The 15,174-nt window shown below is 70.8% G+C and carries 18 protein-coding genes; 10 read left to right on the top strand and 8 right to left on the bottom strand.

Annotated features, from left to right (window positions below):
• Positions 1–80 precede the first annotated feature (80 nt).
• From VEC03_RS03930 to VEC03_RS03910, 5 genes are all read left to right on the top strand, one after another.
• Positions 81–413 carry a PepSY domain-containing protein gene (locus VEC03_RS03930; RefSeq protein WP_324912839.1) on the top strand — a complete coding sequence of 111 codons (333 nt, stop codon included), beginning with the start codon at positions 81–83 and terminating at the stop codon, positions 411–413.
• On the top strand, positions 413–1,075 hold the full coding sequence (locus VEC03_RS03925) for a response regulator transcription factor (protein WP_324912838.1): 663 nt from the start codon (positions 413–415) through the stop codon (positions 1,073–1,075). The genes VEC03_RS03930 and VEC03_RS03925 overlap by 1 nt, the downstream gene beginning before the upstream one ends.
• Entirely contained in the window at positions 1,072–2,475 is a 1,404-nt protein-coding gene (locus VEC03_RS03920; RefSeq protein WP_324912836.1) for a sensor histidine kinase, read from the top strand. The genes VEC03_RS03925 and VEC03_RS03920 overlap by 4 nt, the downstream gene beginning before the upstream one ends.
• A 147-nt stretch (positions 2,476–2,622) precedes the next feature.
• Positions 2,623–3,126, top strand: a complete 504-nt coding sequence (locus VEC03_RS03915) for a hypothetical protein (protein WP_324912834.1) — start codon at positions 2,623–2,625, stop codon at positions 3,124–3,126.
• A 112-nt stretch (positions 3,127–3,238) separates the two neighbouring features.
• A complete protein-coding gene (locus tag VEC03_RS03910) occupies positions 3,239–3,955 on the top strand; it encodes a Crp/Fnr family transcriptional regulator (protein ID WP_324912832.1) in 717 nt (238 codons plus the stop codon).
• A gap of 23 nt (positions 3,956–3,978) precedes the next feature.
• Here VEC03_RS03910 and VEC03_RS03905 read toward each other — a convergent pair whose 3' ends face one another.
• Positions 3,979–4,389, bottom strand: a complete 411-nt coding sequence (locus tag VEC03_RS03905) for a hypothetical protein (RefSeq protein ID WP_324912830.1) — start codon at positions 4,387–4,389, stop codon at positions 3,979–3,981.
• Between the two features lie 273 nt (positions 4,390–4,662).
• On the opposite strand from VEC03_RS03905, the gene VEC03_RS03900 reads away from it, so the two are divergent.
• The 3 genes from VEC03_RS03900 (at position 4,663) to fusA (ending at position 8,619) form a co-directional block, all read left to right on the top strand.
• On the top strand, positions 4,663–5,952 hold the full coding sequence (locus VEC03_RS03900; protein ID WP_324912829.1) for an O-acetylhomoserine aminocarboxypropyltransferase/cysteine synthase family protein: 1,290 nt from the start codon (positions 4,663–4,665) through the stop codon (positions 5,950–5,952).
• Between the two features lie 107 nt (positions 5,953–6,059).
• A complete protein-coding gene (locus VEC03_RS03895; protein WP_324912827.1) occupies positions 6,060–6,404 on the top strand; it encodes a RidA family protein in 345 nt (114 codons plus the stop codon).
• 163 nt (positions 6,405–6,567) lie between these two features.
• Positions 6,568–8,619 carry an elongation factor G gene (fusA, locus tag VEC03_RS03890; protein WP_324912826.1) on the top strand — a complete coding sequence of 684 codons (2,052 nt, stop codon included), beginning with the start codon at positions 6,568–6,570 and terminating at the stop codon, positions 8,617–8,619.
• Between the two features lie 2 nt (positions 8,620–8,621).
• Here fusA and VEC03_RS03885 read toward each other — a convergent pair whose 3' ends face one another.
• The 3 genes from VEC03_RS03885 to VEC03_RS03875 all read right to left on the bottom strand — a co-directional run bounded on the left by VEC03_RS03885 (position 8,622) and on the right by VEC03_RS03875 (position 10,454).
• Positions 8,622–8,990, bottom strand: coding sequence for a PA2779 family protein (locus tag VEC03_RS03885; RefSeq protein WP_324912824.1), 369 nt, complete (start codon positions 8,988–8,990; stop codon positions 8,622–8,624).
• Positions 8,991–9,082: 92 nt separating this feature from the next.
• Positions 9,083–10,003 (bottom strand): cysteine synthase A, encoded by a 921-nt coding sequence (gene cysK / locus VEC03_RS03880; RefSeq protein ID WP_324912823.1) that lies wholly within the window; start codon positions 10,001–10,003, stop codon positions 9,083–9,085.
• Between the two features lie 70 nt (positions 10,004–10,073).
• Entirely contained in the window at positions 10,074–10,454 is a 381-nt protein-coding gene (locus VEC03_RS03875) for a hypothetical protein (RefSeq protein WP_324912821.1), read from the bottom strand.
• Between the two features lie 191 nt (positions 10,455–10,645).
• Between VEC03_RS03875 and VEC03_RS03870 the strand changes: the two genes are divergently transcribed.
• The gene (locus VEC03_RS03870) at positions 10,646–11,050 is read left to right on the top strand and encodes an HIT family protein (protein WP_324912820.1); all 405 of its coding nucleotides are present in this window, start codon (positions 10,646–10,648) and stop codon (positions 11,048–11,050) included.
• A 10-nt stretch (positions 11,051–11,060) separates the two neighbouring features.
• Positions 11,061–11,228 carry a hypothetical protein gene (locus VEC03_RS03865; protein WP_324912819.1) on the top strand — a complete coding sequence of 56 codons (168 nt, stop codon included), beginning with the start codon at positions 11,061–11,063 and terminating at the stop codon, positions 11,226–11,228.
• Between the two features lie 41 nt (positions 11,229–11,269).
• On the opposite strand, the gene VEC03_RS03860 is transcribed toward VEC03_RS03865, so the two are convergent.
• From VEC03_RS03860 to ppcB, 4 genes are read right to left on the bottom strand one after another with little or no spacing between them, the layout of a single operon-like run.
• Positions 11,270–11,878 (bottom strand): UbiX family flavin prenyltransferase, encoded by a 609-nt coding sequence (locus VEC03_RS03860; RefSeq protein WP_324912818.1) that lies wholly within the window; start codon positions 11,876–11,878, stop codon positions 11,270–11,272.
• Positions 11,875–12,375 carry a CBS domain-containing protein gene (locus VEC03_RS03855; RefSeq protein ID WP_324912817.1) on the bottom strand — a complete coding sequence of 167 codons (501 nt, stop codon included), beginning with the start codon at positions 12,373–12,375 and terminating at the stop codon, positions 11,875–11,877. Before VEC03_RS03855 ends, VEC03_RS03860 begins: the two co-directional genes overlap by 4 nt.
• Positions 12,372–13,634 (bottom strand): Tm-1-like ATP-binding domain-containing protein, encoded by a 1,263-nt coding sequence (locus VEC03_RS03850; RefSeq protein ID WP_324912816.1) that lies wholly within the window; start codon positions 13,632–13,634, stop codon positions 12,372–12,374. The genes VEC03_RS03855 and VEC03_RS03850 overlap by 4 nt, the downstream gene beginning before the upstream one ends.
• A 19-nt stretch (positions 13,635–13,653) precedes the next feature.
• A complete protein-coding gene (gene ppcB, locus VEC03_RS03845; protein ID WP_324912815.1) occupies positions 13,654–15,165 on the bottom strand; it encodes a phenylphosphate carboxylase subunit beta in 1,512 nt (503 codons plus the stop codon).
• Positions 15,166–15,174 lie beyond the last annotated feature (9 nt).

Genomic DNA, 15,174 nt, shown 5'->3' with positions numbered 1-15,174 from the left:
CTGTACCTTCGATGAAGGCGGCGTTCATGCGCCGTTCAGCCTGGGCGCGACACAATGCTTCAACCGCCCCTTACCGCCCCATGCCCACCCATCCCTTCGCCCGACTGTTGCCGCTGCTCGTCGCCGCGCTGGCGCTGGGCGCCGGCCCCTCGGCGGCCTGGGCTGGCCGGCACGACGACGACCACGACCGCGCCCGCGCCGCGCTGCAGGCCGGCGACGTGCTGCCGCTGGACCGCGTGCTGCAACAGGTCGCGCAGACCCATCCCGGCCAGGTGATGGCGGTGGAGCTGGAGCGCGAGCACGAGCGCTGGGTCTATGAACTCAAGCTGCTTCAGCCCGGCGGCGCGCTGCTCAAGCTGGAAGTCGACGCCAAGACCGGCGAGGTGCTGCGGCGCAAGGAGAAGGTGCGCTGATGCGGCTGCTGCTGGTGGAAGACGAACCCGCCCTGCGCCGCCAGGTGTCGCAGGCGCTGACCGAGGCCGGCTACGCGGTCGACACCGCCGACAACGGCCAGGATGCGCTGCACCTGGGATCGGTGGAACCGTACGACGCCATCGTGCTGGACCTGGGCCTGCCGGTGCTCGACGGCCTGAGCGTGCTGCGCCGCTGGCGCGCCGGCGGGCTGGCCACGCCGGTGCTGATCCTCACCGCGCGCGACCTCTGGCACGAGAAGGTGGCCGGCATCGACGCCGGTGCCGACGACTACCTGGCCAAGCCCTTCCACGTGGAGGAACTGCTGGCCCGCCTGCGCGCCCTGATCCGCCGTTCGCAGGGGCTGGCCTCCGCCGTGCTCAGCTGCGGGCCGGTCACGCTGGACACGCGCAGCGGGCGCGTGACCTGCGACGGCGCGCCGGTGGCGCTGACCAGCCACGAGTTCAAGCTGCTGGCCTACCTGATGCACCGGCCCGGCACCGTGGTGTCGCGCACCGAACTCACCGAGCACCTGTACGCGCAGGACTTCGAGCGCGACTCCAACACCATCGAGGTGTTCGTCGGCCGGCTGCGCCGCAAGCTGCCGCCCGGGATGATCGAGACCGTGCGCGGCATGGGCTACCGCCTCGTGCCCGGCGCATGACCGCGGCCGCCGCGCCTTCGCTGCGCCGGCGGCTGCTGGCGGCCACCACGGTGGTGCTGGCGCTGGCGCTGCTGGCGGCCGGCTGGGGTTTGTCGGCGCTGTTCCGCGACCATGCGATGCAGCAATTCCAGGCGGGGCTGCAGGGGCAGCTGGACCAGCTCACGGCACGGCTGGAGTTCGACTCCGCGGCCCAGCCCGTGCTGGATGCCGCCACCCTCAGCGATCCGCGCTGGGACCGGCCCTACTCCGGCCTGTACTGGCAGCTGGACGGCGCCGGCCGCGCCGGCGTGCTGCGCTCGCGCTCGCTGTGGGACCAGGCGCTGCAGCTGCCGGCCGACCGCGTCGCCGACGGCACCGTGCACGTGCATGACGCCACCGGGCCGCGCGGCCAGCCGGTGCTGGTGCTGGAGCGCCAGGTGCACGACCCGCGGCAACCGCAGGCCGCCTGGCGGCTCGCCGTAGCGGCCGACACGGCGCCGCTGGACGAGGCGGTGCAGCGCTTCCGCGGCCAGCTCGCGCTGTCGCTGCTGGTGCTGTTCGCGCTGCTGCTCGCGGCGTCCTGGATCCAGGTGCTGGTGGGGCTGGCGCCGCTGCGCGCCCTGCACCAGGCACTGGATGCCGTGCGCAGCGGTAGCGCGCCACGACTGCAAGGACGATTCCCGGCCGAGGTGCAGCCGCTGGCGGACGACTTCAACGGCGTGCTGGACCAGAACGCCGCCATGGTGGAGCAGGCGCGCAAGCACGCCGGCAACCTGGCGCATGCGCTCAAGACGCCGCTGGCCGTGCTGCGGCAGGTCGGCGATCGCCTCGCCACCGTCGGGACGGCACCGGCCACCGGCGAGCTGCCGCAGCTGGGCGCGCTGGTGCACGAGCAGGTCGCCCGCGCGGCCCGGCACGTGGACTGGCACCTGGCCCGCTCGCGCTCGGCGGCGCTGGGGCGAGCGGGCTCCCAGGCCACGCGCATCGAGCCCGTGCTGCAAGGGCTGGCGCGCGTGATGACCCGCGTGCACGCGCAACGCGACCTGGACGTAGCGATCGAACCGTTCGACGCAGGGTTGGCCTTCCAGGGCGAGGAGCAGGACCTGCAGGAGTTGCTGGGCAACCTGCTGGACAACGCCTGCAAGTGGGCCCGCCGCGAGGTCCGCGTGCGCGTGCAGCCGGCGGACCTCGCTGGCCGCCCGCAACTGCGCGTCGAGGTGGAGGACGACGGCCCCGGCATGGACGATGCCCAGCGCGCACAGGCCTCGCTGCGCGGTGTGCGGCTGGATGAAAGCGTGCCCGGCGCCGGGCTGGGCCTGGCCATCGTGCAGGACCTGGTGGAGCTGTACGGCGGCACGCTGGATCTGCAGCGCAGCAGCCGCGGCGGACTGCTCGCGGTGCTGCTGCTGCCGGCGGCCTGAGCATCCGCCCCGGCAACAGACCGCTCCCCATTTCTTAGCAGATATCAAGACGACATCACGCACCGGGAATCCATGCCGCGCCGGAAACCTCCATCCCGCACGAGGAAGGCCATCGTCCTTCCCGCAACGAGAGAAAGGCACTTTTCCATGCAATCGATTCCTGCCACCGCCCGCCTGCTGGCCGTCGCCCTGGCGGCCACCGGCTTCGCGGCATTGACCACGCTCGGCACCCCCGCGCTGGCCGCCGGCGACGCCCATGACCATGGCCACGCCAGCGCCGCGGCCAAACCGCTGCCGGCCGGCAAGCGCTGGGCCACCGACGCGGCGCTGCGCGAAGGCATGACGGAAATCCGCCATGCGCTGGAGCCGCAGCTGGGCGCCATCCACGACGACAAGCTGGCGCCCGAGCAGTACCAGGCGATCGCTGCCAAGACCGAGCAGCAGGTCGCCCACATCGTCGCCAACTGCAAGCTGCCGCCCGACGCCGATGCGGCGCTGCACGGGATCATTGCCGACATCGGCGAGGCGACCGAGGCGATGTCCGGCAAGTCCAGGGCCAAGCCGCGCGACGGCGCGGTCAAGCTGCTGGGCGCACTCGACGCCTACGGCCGCACCTTCGACCACCCCGGCTGGAAGAAGCTGCGCGGCTGAGCGGCGGTATCGGTCCGCGCGGGTGCACGCTTGCGACAACGCAAACCGGTCGACCCACGCTGCGCTAAGGTCCCTGCACGGGAGCCCGCCGGCTCCCGAGTTCCGCACCGCAGTGACCCGCCCGCTCGCCACCCGCCACACGGCCGCCCTTGCGGCCGCGCGGGAGCGTGCGCTGCTGGCCGCCCTGCCGCTGCTGCAGGGCATGGACCGCGGCACGCTGGAGCGGCTGGCCGCGCGCACCCAGCGCCTGCCGCTGCAGCGCGGCCAGGTGCTGTTCCGCACCGGCGACCCGGCCGCCGGCATCTACCTCGTGGTCTTCGGCGAGGTCCGGCTGCTGGCGCGCGGCGAGCAGGGGCGCCAGCGCCTGACCGGCGTCGCCTCGGCCGGCCGCAGCTTCGGCGAAGCCGTGATGTTCCTCGAGCGCCCCGCCGTGGTGGATGCCGTGGCCGCCAGCGACGCGCTGCTGCTGCTCCTGCCCAGGGACGCCGTGTTCGACGAGATCGACCGCAGCCCCGTGTTCGCGCGCCGCATCATCGCGGCGCTCAGTGCGCGCATCGAGAGCCTGGTGCAGGAGCTAGACCGCCAGGCCCAGGGTAGCGGGCGCGAGCGCGTGATCGAGTTCCTGGCCCGGGTGGCCGAGGCCAGCCCGGACGCCGGCGGCATCACGCTGCCGGCCAGCAAGGCCTCCATCGCGGCGCGGCTGCGCGTCTCGCCCGAGCACTTCTCGCGCCTGCTGCGCGAACTGCAGGGCCAGGGGCTGCTCTCCGTGGCGGGGCGGCGCATCACGGTGCCCGACGTGGCAGCGCTGCGGGCGGCCCGCGCCGGCTGACCGGCCGCCTCTTCGCGATCGGGTCAGGGATCGCCGGCGTGCAGCAGGAACTGCCAGGGGGTGCCGCGTAGCGAACGGTTGCACGCCTGCACGGTGGGACCCAGCAGCTCGAACACGCGGCGCACCGTCAGCTCCGAGCGGAAGCTCAGGCTGCCGGCGGGCGCACCGGGCGCGGGCGCCTGCACCCGGCCGATCACCGCGCACTGCACCAGCAGCCGGCTGCAGGCGTCGAACACCGCGGGATCGTCGAAGGCGACGGCCTGCACCGGCGAGCAGTCGGCCCGCTGGGCCAGGTGCAGGTGGTACAGCAGGGCCTTGCGGGCTTGCGGCTGCCGGGACGCCGGAGCGATCCGCGCAGGCCGGTTCAGGGTGAGGGTGCCGGGGGTGGCGGTAGGTCGGACTCGCTCGGGAGCCCAGGTACTGTCGGAGAACACTATGGCTGTACAAGAGGTACTACAGGCGAGCCATGGTGTTCCCGCAAGCCCAGGGTGTCTGTAGGACGCTGCTGATGCCGAGTCGATGGCACATAGGGGCTTTGACCTGCATCAGTGCGCGCGTCGCGTCAAGCACGGCGGCGGCCGACCGCCGTACCGCCGGGCTTCCATAAGCTCATGAGAACTCGTTCGTTGGCACGGGCGATTTCGCGGGCAAGCTACGCGCTTTTGCCCGCCGGCGTCCGGCGGGCTGCACGCTGCAGGAGCAAGCCCATGAGCCAGGACTGGAAATTCGAGACGCGGTCGGTGCACGCCGGCTATTCGCCCGACCCGACCACGCGCGCCGTGGTGCCGCCGCTGTACCAGACGGTGGCCTACGCCTTCGACAGCGCGCAGCACGGCGCCGACCTGTTCGACCTGAAGGTCGAGGGCAACATCTACACGCGCATCATGAATCCGACCCAGGCGGTGCTGGAGCAGCGGCTGGCGGCGCTGGAAGGCGGTGTCGGTGCGCTGGCCATGGCCTCGGGCATGGCGGCGATCACGGCGGCGATCCAGACCATCGCCGAGGCGGGCGACAACATCGTGTCGGCCAGCACGCTGTATGGCGGCACCTACAACCTGTTCGCCCACACCTTCCCGCAGCAGGGCATCGAGGTGCGCCTCGCCGACCCGGCGAGGCCGGAATCGTTCGCCGGGCTGATCGACGACCGCACCAAGGCCGTGTTCTGCGAATCGATCGGCAACCCGCTGGGCAACGTGTCGGACATCGCGGCGCTGGCGCGGGTCGCGCACGACCACGGCGTGCCGCTGATCGTGGACAACACGGTGCCCAGCCCCTACCTGCTGCGCCCGTTCGAGCACGGCGCCGACATCGTGGTGCACGCGCTGACCAAGTACCTCAACGGGCACGGCAACAGCATCGGCGGCGTGATCGTCGACAGCGGCAAGTTCCCCTGGGCGCAGCACGCGGCGCGCTTCCGCCGCCTGAACGAACCGGACGTCAGCTACCACGGCGTGGTCTACACGCAGGCGCTGGGCCCGGCCGCCTACATCGGCCGTGCGCGCGTGGTGCCGCTGCGCAACATGGGCGCGGCGATCTCGCCCTTCAACGCCTGGCTGGTGCTGCAGGGCATCGAGACGCTGGCGCTGCGCATGGACCGCATCTGCGACAACGCCCTGGCCATCGCGCAGTTCCTGCAGCAGCAGGAGGGCGTGGAATGGGTCAGCTACGCCGGGCTGCCGCAGCACCCGCAACACGAGCTGGCGAAGAAGTACCTGGGCGGACGGGCCTCGGGCATCCTGACCTTCGGCGTCAAGGGCGGCCGCGAGGCCGGTGCGCGCTTCCTCGACGCGCTCCAGCTGTTCATCCGGCTGGTGAACATCGGCGACGTTCGCTCGCTGGCCACCCACCCGGCCTCGACCACGCACCGGCAGCTCTCGGCCGAGGAACTGAAGAAGGCCGGCGTGTCGGAAGAGACGGTGCGCCTGTCGATCGGCATCGAGCATGTCGACGACCTGAAGGCCGACCTGGCCCAGGCGCTGGCGGCGGCGGCGCGCTGACGCGGCCTTCGCGCGCTTGGCCGGCGCTGCAACAATGGCGCCCCCGCGCCGCCGGACAGCGGCGCCATGCACGAGGGCCCATCCAGGGCCGCACGAAAGGAATCGACTTGATCCAGCGCTTCGACGTCGGTGCCCGCCTCTCCGAGATGGCGGTGCACAACGGCACCCTCTACCTCGCCGGCCAGGTCGCCGGTGACGCCACCCAGGACATCCGCGGCCAGACCCGGCAGGTGCTAGCCGCCGTCGACGCCCTGCTGGCGCGCGCCGGCTCGGACAAATCGAAGATCCTCATGGCCCAGATCTTCCTGCCCGACCTGGCGGACTTCGCCGGCATGAACGAGGTGTGGGAGGCCTGGGTCGCGCCCGGCAACGCACCGCCGCGCGCCACCGTGCAGGCCCGGCTGGCCAAGCCGGAGTGGCGCGTCGAAGTCGTGGTCACGGCCGCGGCCTGAGCGTCCCGGCCCGCCGCGGGCTCAAGCGTGGCGAGCCCATCGACTGCAGAGCCAGCGCTCGCCGGCCTGCGCGCGGGGGCTGCAGCGAGCCGCCGAATGCACCCACAATGAAGGACAAGGCCCCGGGCACGGGGTTGTTCCCTCGTTGCGAAAGGAGTGTCTCGTGGTCGCTCATCGTGACATTGCCAGCCGTCGCACGGTGGCCCTGGTGGGCCCCAGCGGCGCAGGCAAGACCAGCCTGGCCGAAGCCTTGCTGTGGAAGGCCGGTGCGGTGGGCGCCCCCGGCAGCGTGGAAAAGGGCAGCACGGTCTCCGACTGGGACCCGCTGGAAAAGCGCCTGCTGCGCTCGCTCGGCAGCAGCGTGCTGCACCTGGACCATCGCGGCATCACCAGCTACCTGGTCGACACGCCCGGCGCGCCCGACTTCCTGGGCCAGTCGCTGCCGGCGCTGCAGGCGGTGGAGACCGCCGCCATCGTCATCAATGCCGCTACCGGCATCGAGCCGATGGCGGTACGAATGATGGAGTGGGCGCGGCAGCTCGGCCGTGACCGGATCATCGTCGTCAACCGCATCGACGGCCAGGGCGCCGGCCTGCAGGCGCTGGTGGAGCAGGTCCAGGCCACCTTCGGCAAGGAATGCCTGCCCGTCAACCTGCCGGCGCAGGACGGCCAGGCGGTGCTGGACTGCTTCTGGAAGCTCAAGGACGACGGCCCGGCACCGGATTTCTCCTCGGTGGAGCAGGCCCACCGTGCGCTGGTCGAGCAGGTGGTGGAAGTCGACGCGGCTTTCGTCGAGCGCTACCTGAACGAAGGCGACGTCGATCCGGCCGAGCTGCATGCGCCTCTGGAGCAGGCGCTGCGCGAAGGCCACCTGGTGCCGATCTGCTTCGTGTCGGCGCGTACCGGCGCCGGCGTGCCCGAGCTGCTGGACGTCATCGAGCGGTTGCTGCCCGATCCGACCGAGAGCAACCCGCCCGAATTCCTGCAAGGCGAAGGCGAAGAGGCCCGGCCGATCGCCGCCGAGGTGGACCCGCAGCGGCACGTGCTGGCGCACGTCTTCAAGGTCACGCAGGACCCCTACGTCGGCAAGATGGGCGTGGTGCGCGTGCACCAGGGCACGATCACGCGCGACAGCCAGCTCTACGTGGGAGATGGCCGCCGCCCTTTCAAGGTGGGCCACCTCTTCCAGCTGCAGGGCAACCGGCTGGCGGAGGTGGACCAGGCGGTGCCGGGCGACCTGTGCGCGATCGCCAAGGTCGAAGAGATGCACTTCGATGCGGTGCTGCACGACGCCGCCGAGGACGCGCACATCCACCTCAAGCCGCTGCAGTTCCCGCTGCCGGTGCACGGGCTGGCGATCGAGCCCAAGCGGCGCGGCGACGAGCAGCGCCTGCACGACATCCTGCACAAGCTGGTGAGCGAGGACCCCTGCCTGCGGGTGGAGCAGCCGGCTGGCAGCCATGAGACGGTGGTCTACGGCCTGGGCGAGCTGCACCTGCGCACGCTGCTGGACCGGCTGACCGAGGTGCACGGCTGCCAGGTCGAGACGCGGCCGCCGCGCATCGCCTACCGCGAGACCGTCACCGCGCCGGCCGAGGGGCACCACCGCCACAAGAAGCAGACCGGCGGCGCCGGCCAGTTCGGCGAGGTGTTCCTGCGCATCGAGCCGCTGCCGCGCGGGGCCGGCTTCCAGTTCGCCGACGAGGTCAAGGGCGGCGCCATCCCGGGCAACTTCATGCCCGCGGTGGAAAAGGGCGTGCGCCAGGCGATGGAGCAGGGCGTGGTCGCCGGCTATCCGGTGGTGGACCTGAAGGTCACCGTGTACGACGGCAAGCACCACAGCGTGGACAGCAAGGAGATCGCCTTCGTCACCGCCGGCCGCAAGGCGCTGGTGGAGGCCGTGAAGGCGGCGCGGCCCTGCGTGCTGGAGCCCATCGTGACCATGGAGATCAGCGCGCCCGAGCCCAACCTGGGCGACATCACCGGCGACCTGGCTTCCCGCCGCGGCCAGGTCAGCGGCACCCAGGCCGGCGCCGACGGCACCTCGACGGTGCAGGCGCTGGCGCCGCTGTCGGAGCTGGCCAGCTACCAGTCGCGGCTGAACTCGCTCACCGGGGGGCAGGGCCGCTACACGCTGGCCTTCAGCCACTACGAGCCGGTGCCGCCCAGCGTGCAGGCGCAGCTCGCGCAGCAGTTCAAGCCGAAGGAGGAGTAGCCCTACAGCGCCACCACGATCAGCAGCGCGATCAGCAGCACCAGGATGATGTCCCGGTCGCTGAAGGCGCCGCCGGCGGGCAGGCTGTCGATGCGCTGCGCCAACGCGTGCACCTCCTGCTCGGTCATCGCATCGACGCGCTGGCTGGCGGCGATGCCGTCGACACCCATGGCACGCAGCCGGTCCTTGAGGTCCGCGCTCTCGATGAACTGCTGCACCTTGGCGCGGTCGAGCTGCTCCTGGGAGGGCGACTGCATGGCCAGCACGGCCTCGGGGCCGATCAGCTCCGCCTGCGCCAGCGGCAGCTGCAGCGCGAGGACCGCCGCCAGGCATTGGCACGAGCGGCGAACGAATGGCGACAGTGGCTTCATGCGCGGGCCTCACTCGGTGGACGTGGAGCCGCCCACTATATCGGCCGCGGCCCGCGCGCGGGGGTGCGGTTACCGGATGGGCTGCCGCGTGCTCAGGGCACCGGCAGGAAGCCTTCGACCGAGAGGTAGCGCTCGCCGGTGTCGTAGTTGAAGGTCAGCACCCGGGCGCCGGCCGGCAGCTCGGGCAGCTTCTGCGCGACGGCGGCCAGTGCCGCGCCGGACGAGATGCCCACCAGCAGGCCTTCCTCGCGGGCGCAGCGGCGCGCCATCTCGCGCGCCGGCTCGGCATCCACCTGGATCACGCCGTCGAGCAGCTGGGTGTCCATGATCTTCGGGATGAAGCCGGCGCCCAGGCCCTGCAGCGGGTGCGGGCCCGGCTGGCCGCCGGAGAGCACCGGCGAGGCGGTGGGCTCCACGGCGAACACCTTCAGCTGCGGCCACTTCGGCTTGAGCACCTTCGCGCAGGCAGTGATGTGGCCGCCGGTGCCCACGCCGGTGATGATGCAGTCCAGCCCATCCGGGAAGTCCTCCAGGATCTCGCGCGCGGTGGTCTGCTCGTGCACGGTGACGTTGGCCTGGTTCTCGAACTGCTGCGGGATCCAGGCACCGGGGGTCTGCGCGGCCAGTTCCTCGGCCCGCGCGATCGCGCCCTTCATGCCCTTCTCGCGCGGGGTCAGGTCGAAGGTGGCGCCATACGCGAGCATCAGGCGGCGGCGCTCGACCGACATGCTGTCGGGCATCACCAGCACCAGCCTGTAGCCCTTGACGGCGGCCACCATGGCCAGCCCGATGCCGGTGTTGCCCGAGGTCGGTTCGATGATGGTGCCGCCGGGCTTGAGCCGGCCGGACTTCTCGGCATCCTCGACCATGGACAGGGCGATGCGGTCCTTGATCGAGGCGCCGGGATTGGCGCGCTCGCATTTGACCCACACCTGGTGGCTGTTGCCGAACAGCCGGTTGATCCGCACGTGCGGCGTGCGGCCTATGGTCTCGAGGATGTTGCTGGCCTTCATCGGTGGGCGCTCCTTGCAGAAGGCGGCCATTGTGCGCCCGGGGGGCCGTGGCGTGAAGCGATGCCCCCGCCTAGTGGCTCCAGGCGCCGGCGCTGTCGCCCAGGATGCGCTGCAGGTCGCGCCCGACCTGGGCCACCTCCGGCAAGGGGGCCAGCCGCCCCTCGCGTCCGGCCCGCAGCCCGCCTTCGGCGGTGACCTCGGCGATCCAGCACGGCGGCGCGAACGGCGAGCCCGTGACGCGCCGGGCCGCGGCGCAGTCCACGTAGAGCGGCACCGGCAGCTGGATGCAGATGCGCTGGCCCCAGGAGCGCTCCTGCGGCGCCTGCACCTCGTAGCCCACGGCCTTCAGCTGTTCGCGCAGCCAGGCGGCGATCTGCCGCTCGCCCTGCGTCGTGAACTCGGCGCCGACATGCTCGGCCCGGAACCAGAACTGCGGATGGTGCTCGTTCATGCAGACTCCCTCCTGTAGCTGGACAGGTCCATGCTAAGCCGCGCACACCGCCGTCCGGCGCAGGTCACGGACTCTTACATGAGGGAAATCCTGAACATCTTTCGGCCTACAGCGGCACGATCGATGCGTGCGGCCGCGTTCGACGGGATGAACGAGAATCGAAGGCAATCGTGCTGCAGGAGGCCCCCGCGTTGGAACCGACCATCTTCACCCGCATCCTCCGCCGCGAAGTGCCGGCGGCGATCGTCTACGAGGACGAACTGACCTTCGCATTCATGGACGCAGGCCAGCTCAATCCCGGGCACGTGCTGGTCGCCACGCGCCAGCAGGCCGAGACCCTGCTCGACATCGACGAGGCCACCGCGATGGCGCTGTTCCGCACGGTGCACCGGGTGGCGCATGCGGTGCAGGCGGCCTTCCAGCCCGAGGGCATGACCATCCTGCAGGCCAACAAGGTCGCCGGCTGGCAGACCGTGCCGCACCTGCACGTGCACGTGCTTCCGCGGCACGCGGACGATGGCGTCGGCCTGGTGTGGCCGCGCAAGAACCCTTCCCTCGACGAGCTGCGCCGCATCGCCGCGCAGATCCGGCTCTGAGCGCGACACCATGCCTGCACGCACCTTGCGCATGCGCTGCTCCAGCCTCGTGCTGTTGCTGATGCTGGCCGGCTGTTCGGCCCTGCCGCCGGTCCAGCGGCAAGAGTCGCCGTGCGACCGGAGCGAGGCGTCTTACGAGTGCCAGATCCAGCGCTATCACGACGTCTCGGTCGGCTGAAGCCCTGCACGGCCCGCGCGGCGTCGCCCTGACCGCCAGCCTCAGGTCGCCAGTCGCACCGGCGCAGCGGAATCGGCTGCTTCCTCGTGGCGGCCGCTCCAGCGCCGGAACAGGTCGTGCTCGATGCCGACCTGGTCCAGCGCCTTGCCGATGCTCTGGTGCACCAGGTCCATGATCGATTCGGGCCGGTGGTAGAAGGCCGGCATCGGCGGCAGGATCACCGCGCCGCAATCGGCGGCCCGCGCCATCAGGTCCAGGTGGCCCTTGTGCAGCGGCGTCTCGCGCACCATCAGCACCAGCTTGCGCCCTTCCTTGAGCTGCACGTCGGCCGCCCGCGCCACCAGGTTGTAGGTGAAGGAATTGGCGATCGCCGACAGCGTCTTGACGGTGCAGGGCGCCACGATCATCCCGCGGGTGCGGAACGAACCGCTGGCGACGGTGGCGCCCACGTCCTTGTTGCTGTGGACCACCGTGGCCAGGCTCCGCACATCCTGCAGCGTGTAGGCGGTCTCGATGCCGAGGTTCACGCCGGCGGCCTCGCTCAGGACCAGGTGGGTGGGCTGGCCGAGCTCGCGCAGGATGCGCAGCATCTCGACGCCGTAGATCACGCCGGTGGCGCCGGTGATGGCAACGATCAGGGGCAGGGTCATGGCAGGCTCCGTGAGGAAGGCGGGTCGCAAGGGATAGGCGCCGCATCGGCGGCGTGGGCGGCGGCCAGGCAGTGCGCGGCGAGCTGGAAGATCTCGTTGGCAGAGATGACTCCCACCAGGCGGCCGTCCTCCATCACCGGGAACTGCGCCACGCCCAGCTCGCGCCCGCGCGCCAGGCACTGCTCCATGCTGTCGCCGGCCTGCACGGTCGCGGGCCGGCGCACCATGACGTCCTTGACCTGCAGGCGGCTGACGAAGAAGGCGAACTCGTCGGCGTCCTGGGTGTGCAGCACGAAGTGGCCCATGCGCAGCAGGTTGGCCCGCGTCACCAGCCCGCGCAGCCGGCCCTGCTCGACCACCGGCAGCGCGTGCAGCCGGTGCTCGCTCATCAGGCGCTTGGCCTCGGAGACCAGGGTGTCGCCGGGAATGGTGAGCGGCTGCGCCTGCATCCAGTCGCGCACCAGCAGGGGCCGAAGCGGCAGCAGGGCGACGTTCATGCCGCCACCTGCGCGCGCGCGATGTGGGCCTGCTCGTACAGCCGCACGAACTCGTCGACGGCGGCGCGCGCGAACTCCGGCGTGTACAGGTGCAGGTCGAGCTCCTTGACCCGGCCCGGCTCCCGCAGCTGCAGCTTGAGCCGCTCGACGAAGGCGGCATCGGCCAGCGGGTCGTAGATCGGCCGCCCAGGCTTGTCCAGCGAGGACCAGCCCTGCAGTGGAATCAGGAAGGTCCAGGGCCCGGTGGCCTCGTTCAGCCGCTCGGCGATCACGTCGGCCGCGGCGCGCAACTCCTCGGCGGTCGTGCGCACCTGCACGCGCAGGGCGTCCTGCACCACCTGCGGCCGGCCCCGGGTGCGCTCCAGCATGTCGGCCCGTCCGCCATAGGACAGGATGTCCAGCCCGCAGGGCGCCAGCACCATCGGGATGCCGGCGCGCGCGGCCGCCTTCAGCCGGTCGGGGCCCGGGTCGCGGTTGCCGTGGAACAGGTGCTCGACGATGCCACCGGTGCAGATGTCCAGCACGCCGTGGAAGGCGCCGCTGGCGATCATCTCCTCCATCGCCCGGTCGCCCTTGCCCTGTGCATGGCAGACGATGGGCGTGAAGCCCTCGTCCTCCAGCAGGCCGACCGCCGACTGCACGGCCATCTCGCCGAAGCCGAAGGAGGAAATCGCGACACAGGGCTTGTCGAAGCGGATGTCGCTGCCCTGGGTGAGCTCCACCATGCCGCAGATCGCACCGACGGCGTTGGTGATCTGCGCCTTCAGCAGGGGATTCATCTTGACGATGTCCAGCACCGTGTGGTGCATGGTGATGTCGCTGGTGCCGACGTACTTGTCGATGTAGGCCGGGTGCGCCGCCATCGGCGAGGCCATCAGCTTGGGCATGCCGAACGGCAGCCGGCGCATCACCGAAGTGGCCACCAGCGTGGCGGTGCCGCCGCCGATGCCGATCACGCCGTGCACGCGCCGCTCGCGCAACAGCTCGCCCACGATCGCCGCCGCGCCGGCGATCTGGTTGCTGGTGGCGGCGTCACGGTCGCTGCGGTACTTCTCGCGCACCGCCTCGATCGGCAGGCCGCCTCGCCGCGCCACCTGCTCGGTCGTGATGTCGCCCGGGAACGGCGGCGGCTCCTCCATGCTGAAGTCCAGCAGGATGGGCTCGTGCCCGCGGCCGGCGATCAGGTCCTTGACGAACACGATGTCCTCGCCGCGGGTGTCGAGGTTGCAGATGATGACGATGCCCTTGCGCGCGGCCATCACGTCGCTCCCCGTGGCCTCAGGCCGCCTTGGCCTTCTTGGTCTCCGGCCGGGTCAGCCGGTTGATCATCCCGGCGACCGGGCTGGGCCCGGTGAAGCCGTACTGGTTCCAGCGGTCCGAGACCTTCTGCAGCACGGCGCGGTCCATGAAGATCTCGTTGGGCTTGTCCTTCCACTCGTACGGCGTGCAGGCGTCCAGGATGATGCGGCTGGTGATGTCGCGCGCGCTGATCGGCAGACCGGGGTCCAGCGGCGTGGAGCGGCCGCGGTCGATGATCTGCGCCGAACGCTTCGGGTCGAAGCGGGTGGCCAGAGCCCACCAGACGCGGTCCCAGTCGTCGGCCTCGATGTCGTGGTCCACCGTGATCACGCCCTTGACCCCGTAGTGGCCGGTGGTGCTGGCGATCACGGCGTTGCCGACGTGGTTGGAGTGGCCCGGGTACATCTGCTTGACCGACACTACCACCCAGAAGCGGCCGCAGGCTTCCGGCGGGATGTAGACGCTCTGGATGCCCGGCACCTTCATCATCTCGAGGTCGTACCAGAGCGTGGCCGTGCGGTTGAGCGACTGGATCATGTGGATGTCGTTGATCGGCTTGCCCACGGTGGTGGACCACATGACCGGCTTGTTGCGGTGCAGGATGCGCTTGATGCGCAGCACCGGCTTCGGGTAGTCCTTGCCCTTGTTGCCGGAGTAGTAGCCGGTGTACTCGCCGAAGGGGCCCTCCTCCATCAGCTCGTTCGGGTCGATGAAGCCCTCCGCGATGATCTCGGCGTTGGCCGGCAGGGTCAGCCCGGTCACCTCGGACTTGAACACCGGCACCGGGCGGCCGCGCAGCGAGCCGGCGACGTCGTACTCGTCGACGCCGGCGCTCACCAGCGTGGAGCTGGCCAGGAACAGCACCGGGTCGCAACCGACGACGGCCGCCGCCGGCATCAGCTCGCCGCGCTCCTGGTACTTCTTCATGTGCATGTCGCCATGCTTGCCCTTGATGATCTGCGAGCCCAGGATGTCCTTGCCCAGCACCTGCGAGCGGTAGGTGCCCAGGTTTGTCCAGCCGGTGTCCGGGTCCTGCGTCACCAGGTAGCCGGCGGTCACGAAGAAGCGGCCGCCGTCGTCGGGGTAGAACCAGGGCGAGGGAAACTTCTCGATGTCGATGTCGGCGCCGGTGACCTGGTTCTCCATCACCGGCGGGTTGTCCACGAACACCGGCTTGACCATCTGCTTGGTGGTCAGCTCCATCCACTTCTTGGCCAGCTGGCTCATCGACAGCGAGGGGTCCTGCTCCAGCGCGATCGCCAGCCGCTGGGTGGTGGTGAAGGCGCTCGTGAACACCGGGATGTCGTAGCCCTTGACGTTCTCGTACAGCAGCGCCGGGCCCTTCTGCTCCTCGTTGACTTTCGAGACGTGGCACAGCTCGTATTTCCAGTCCACCTCGGTGCGCACCCGCTGCAGCTGGCCGTGCTGTTGCAGCGCGTCCATGTAGCTGCGCAGGTCGTCGATCGGGCGGACGTCGGTTCTCGCGTTCATCGTGGTCTC

Origin of the sequence: Ramlibacter sp. (genome assembly GCF_035627355.1) — a bacterium.
Classification (GTDB): Bacteria; Pseudomonadota; Gammaproteobacteria; order Burkholderiales; family Burkholderiaceae_C; genus Ramlibacter.
The sequence above is the reverse complement of the archived record's forward strand: the minus strand, read 5'-3'. Positions and strand labels throughout refer to the sequence as shown.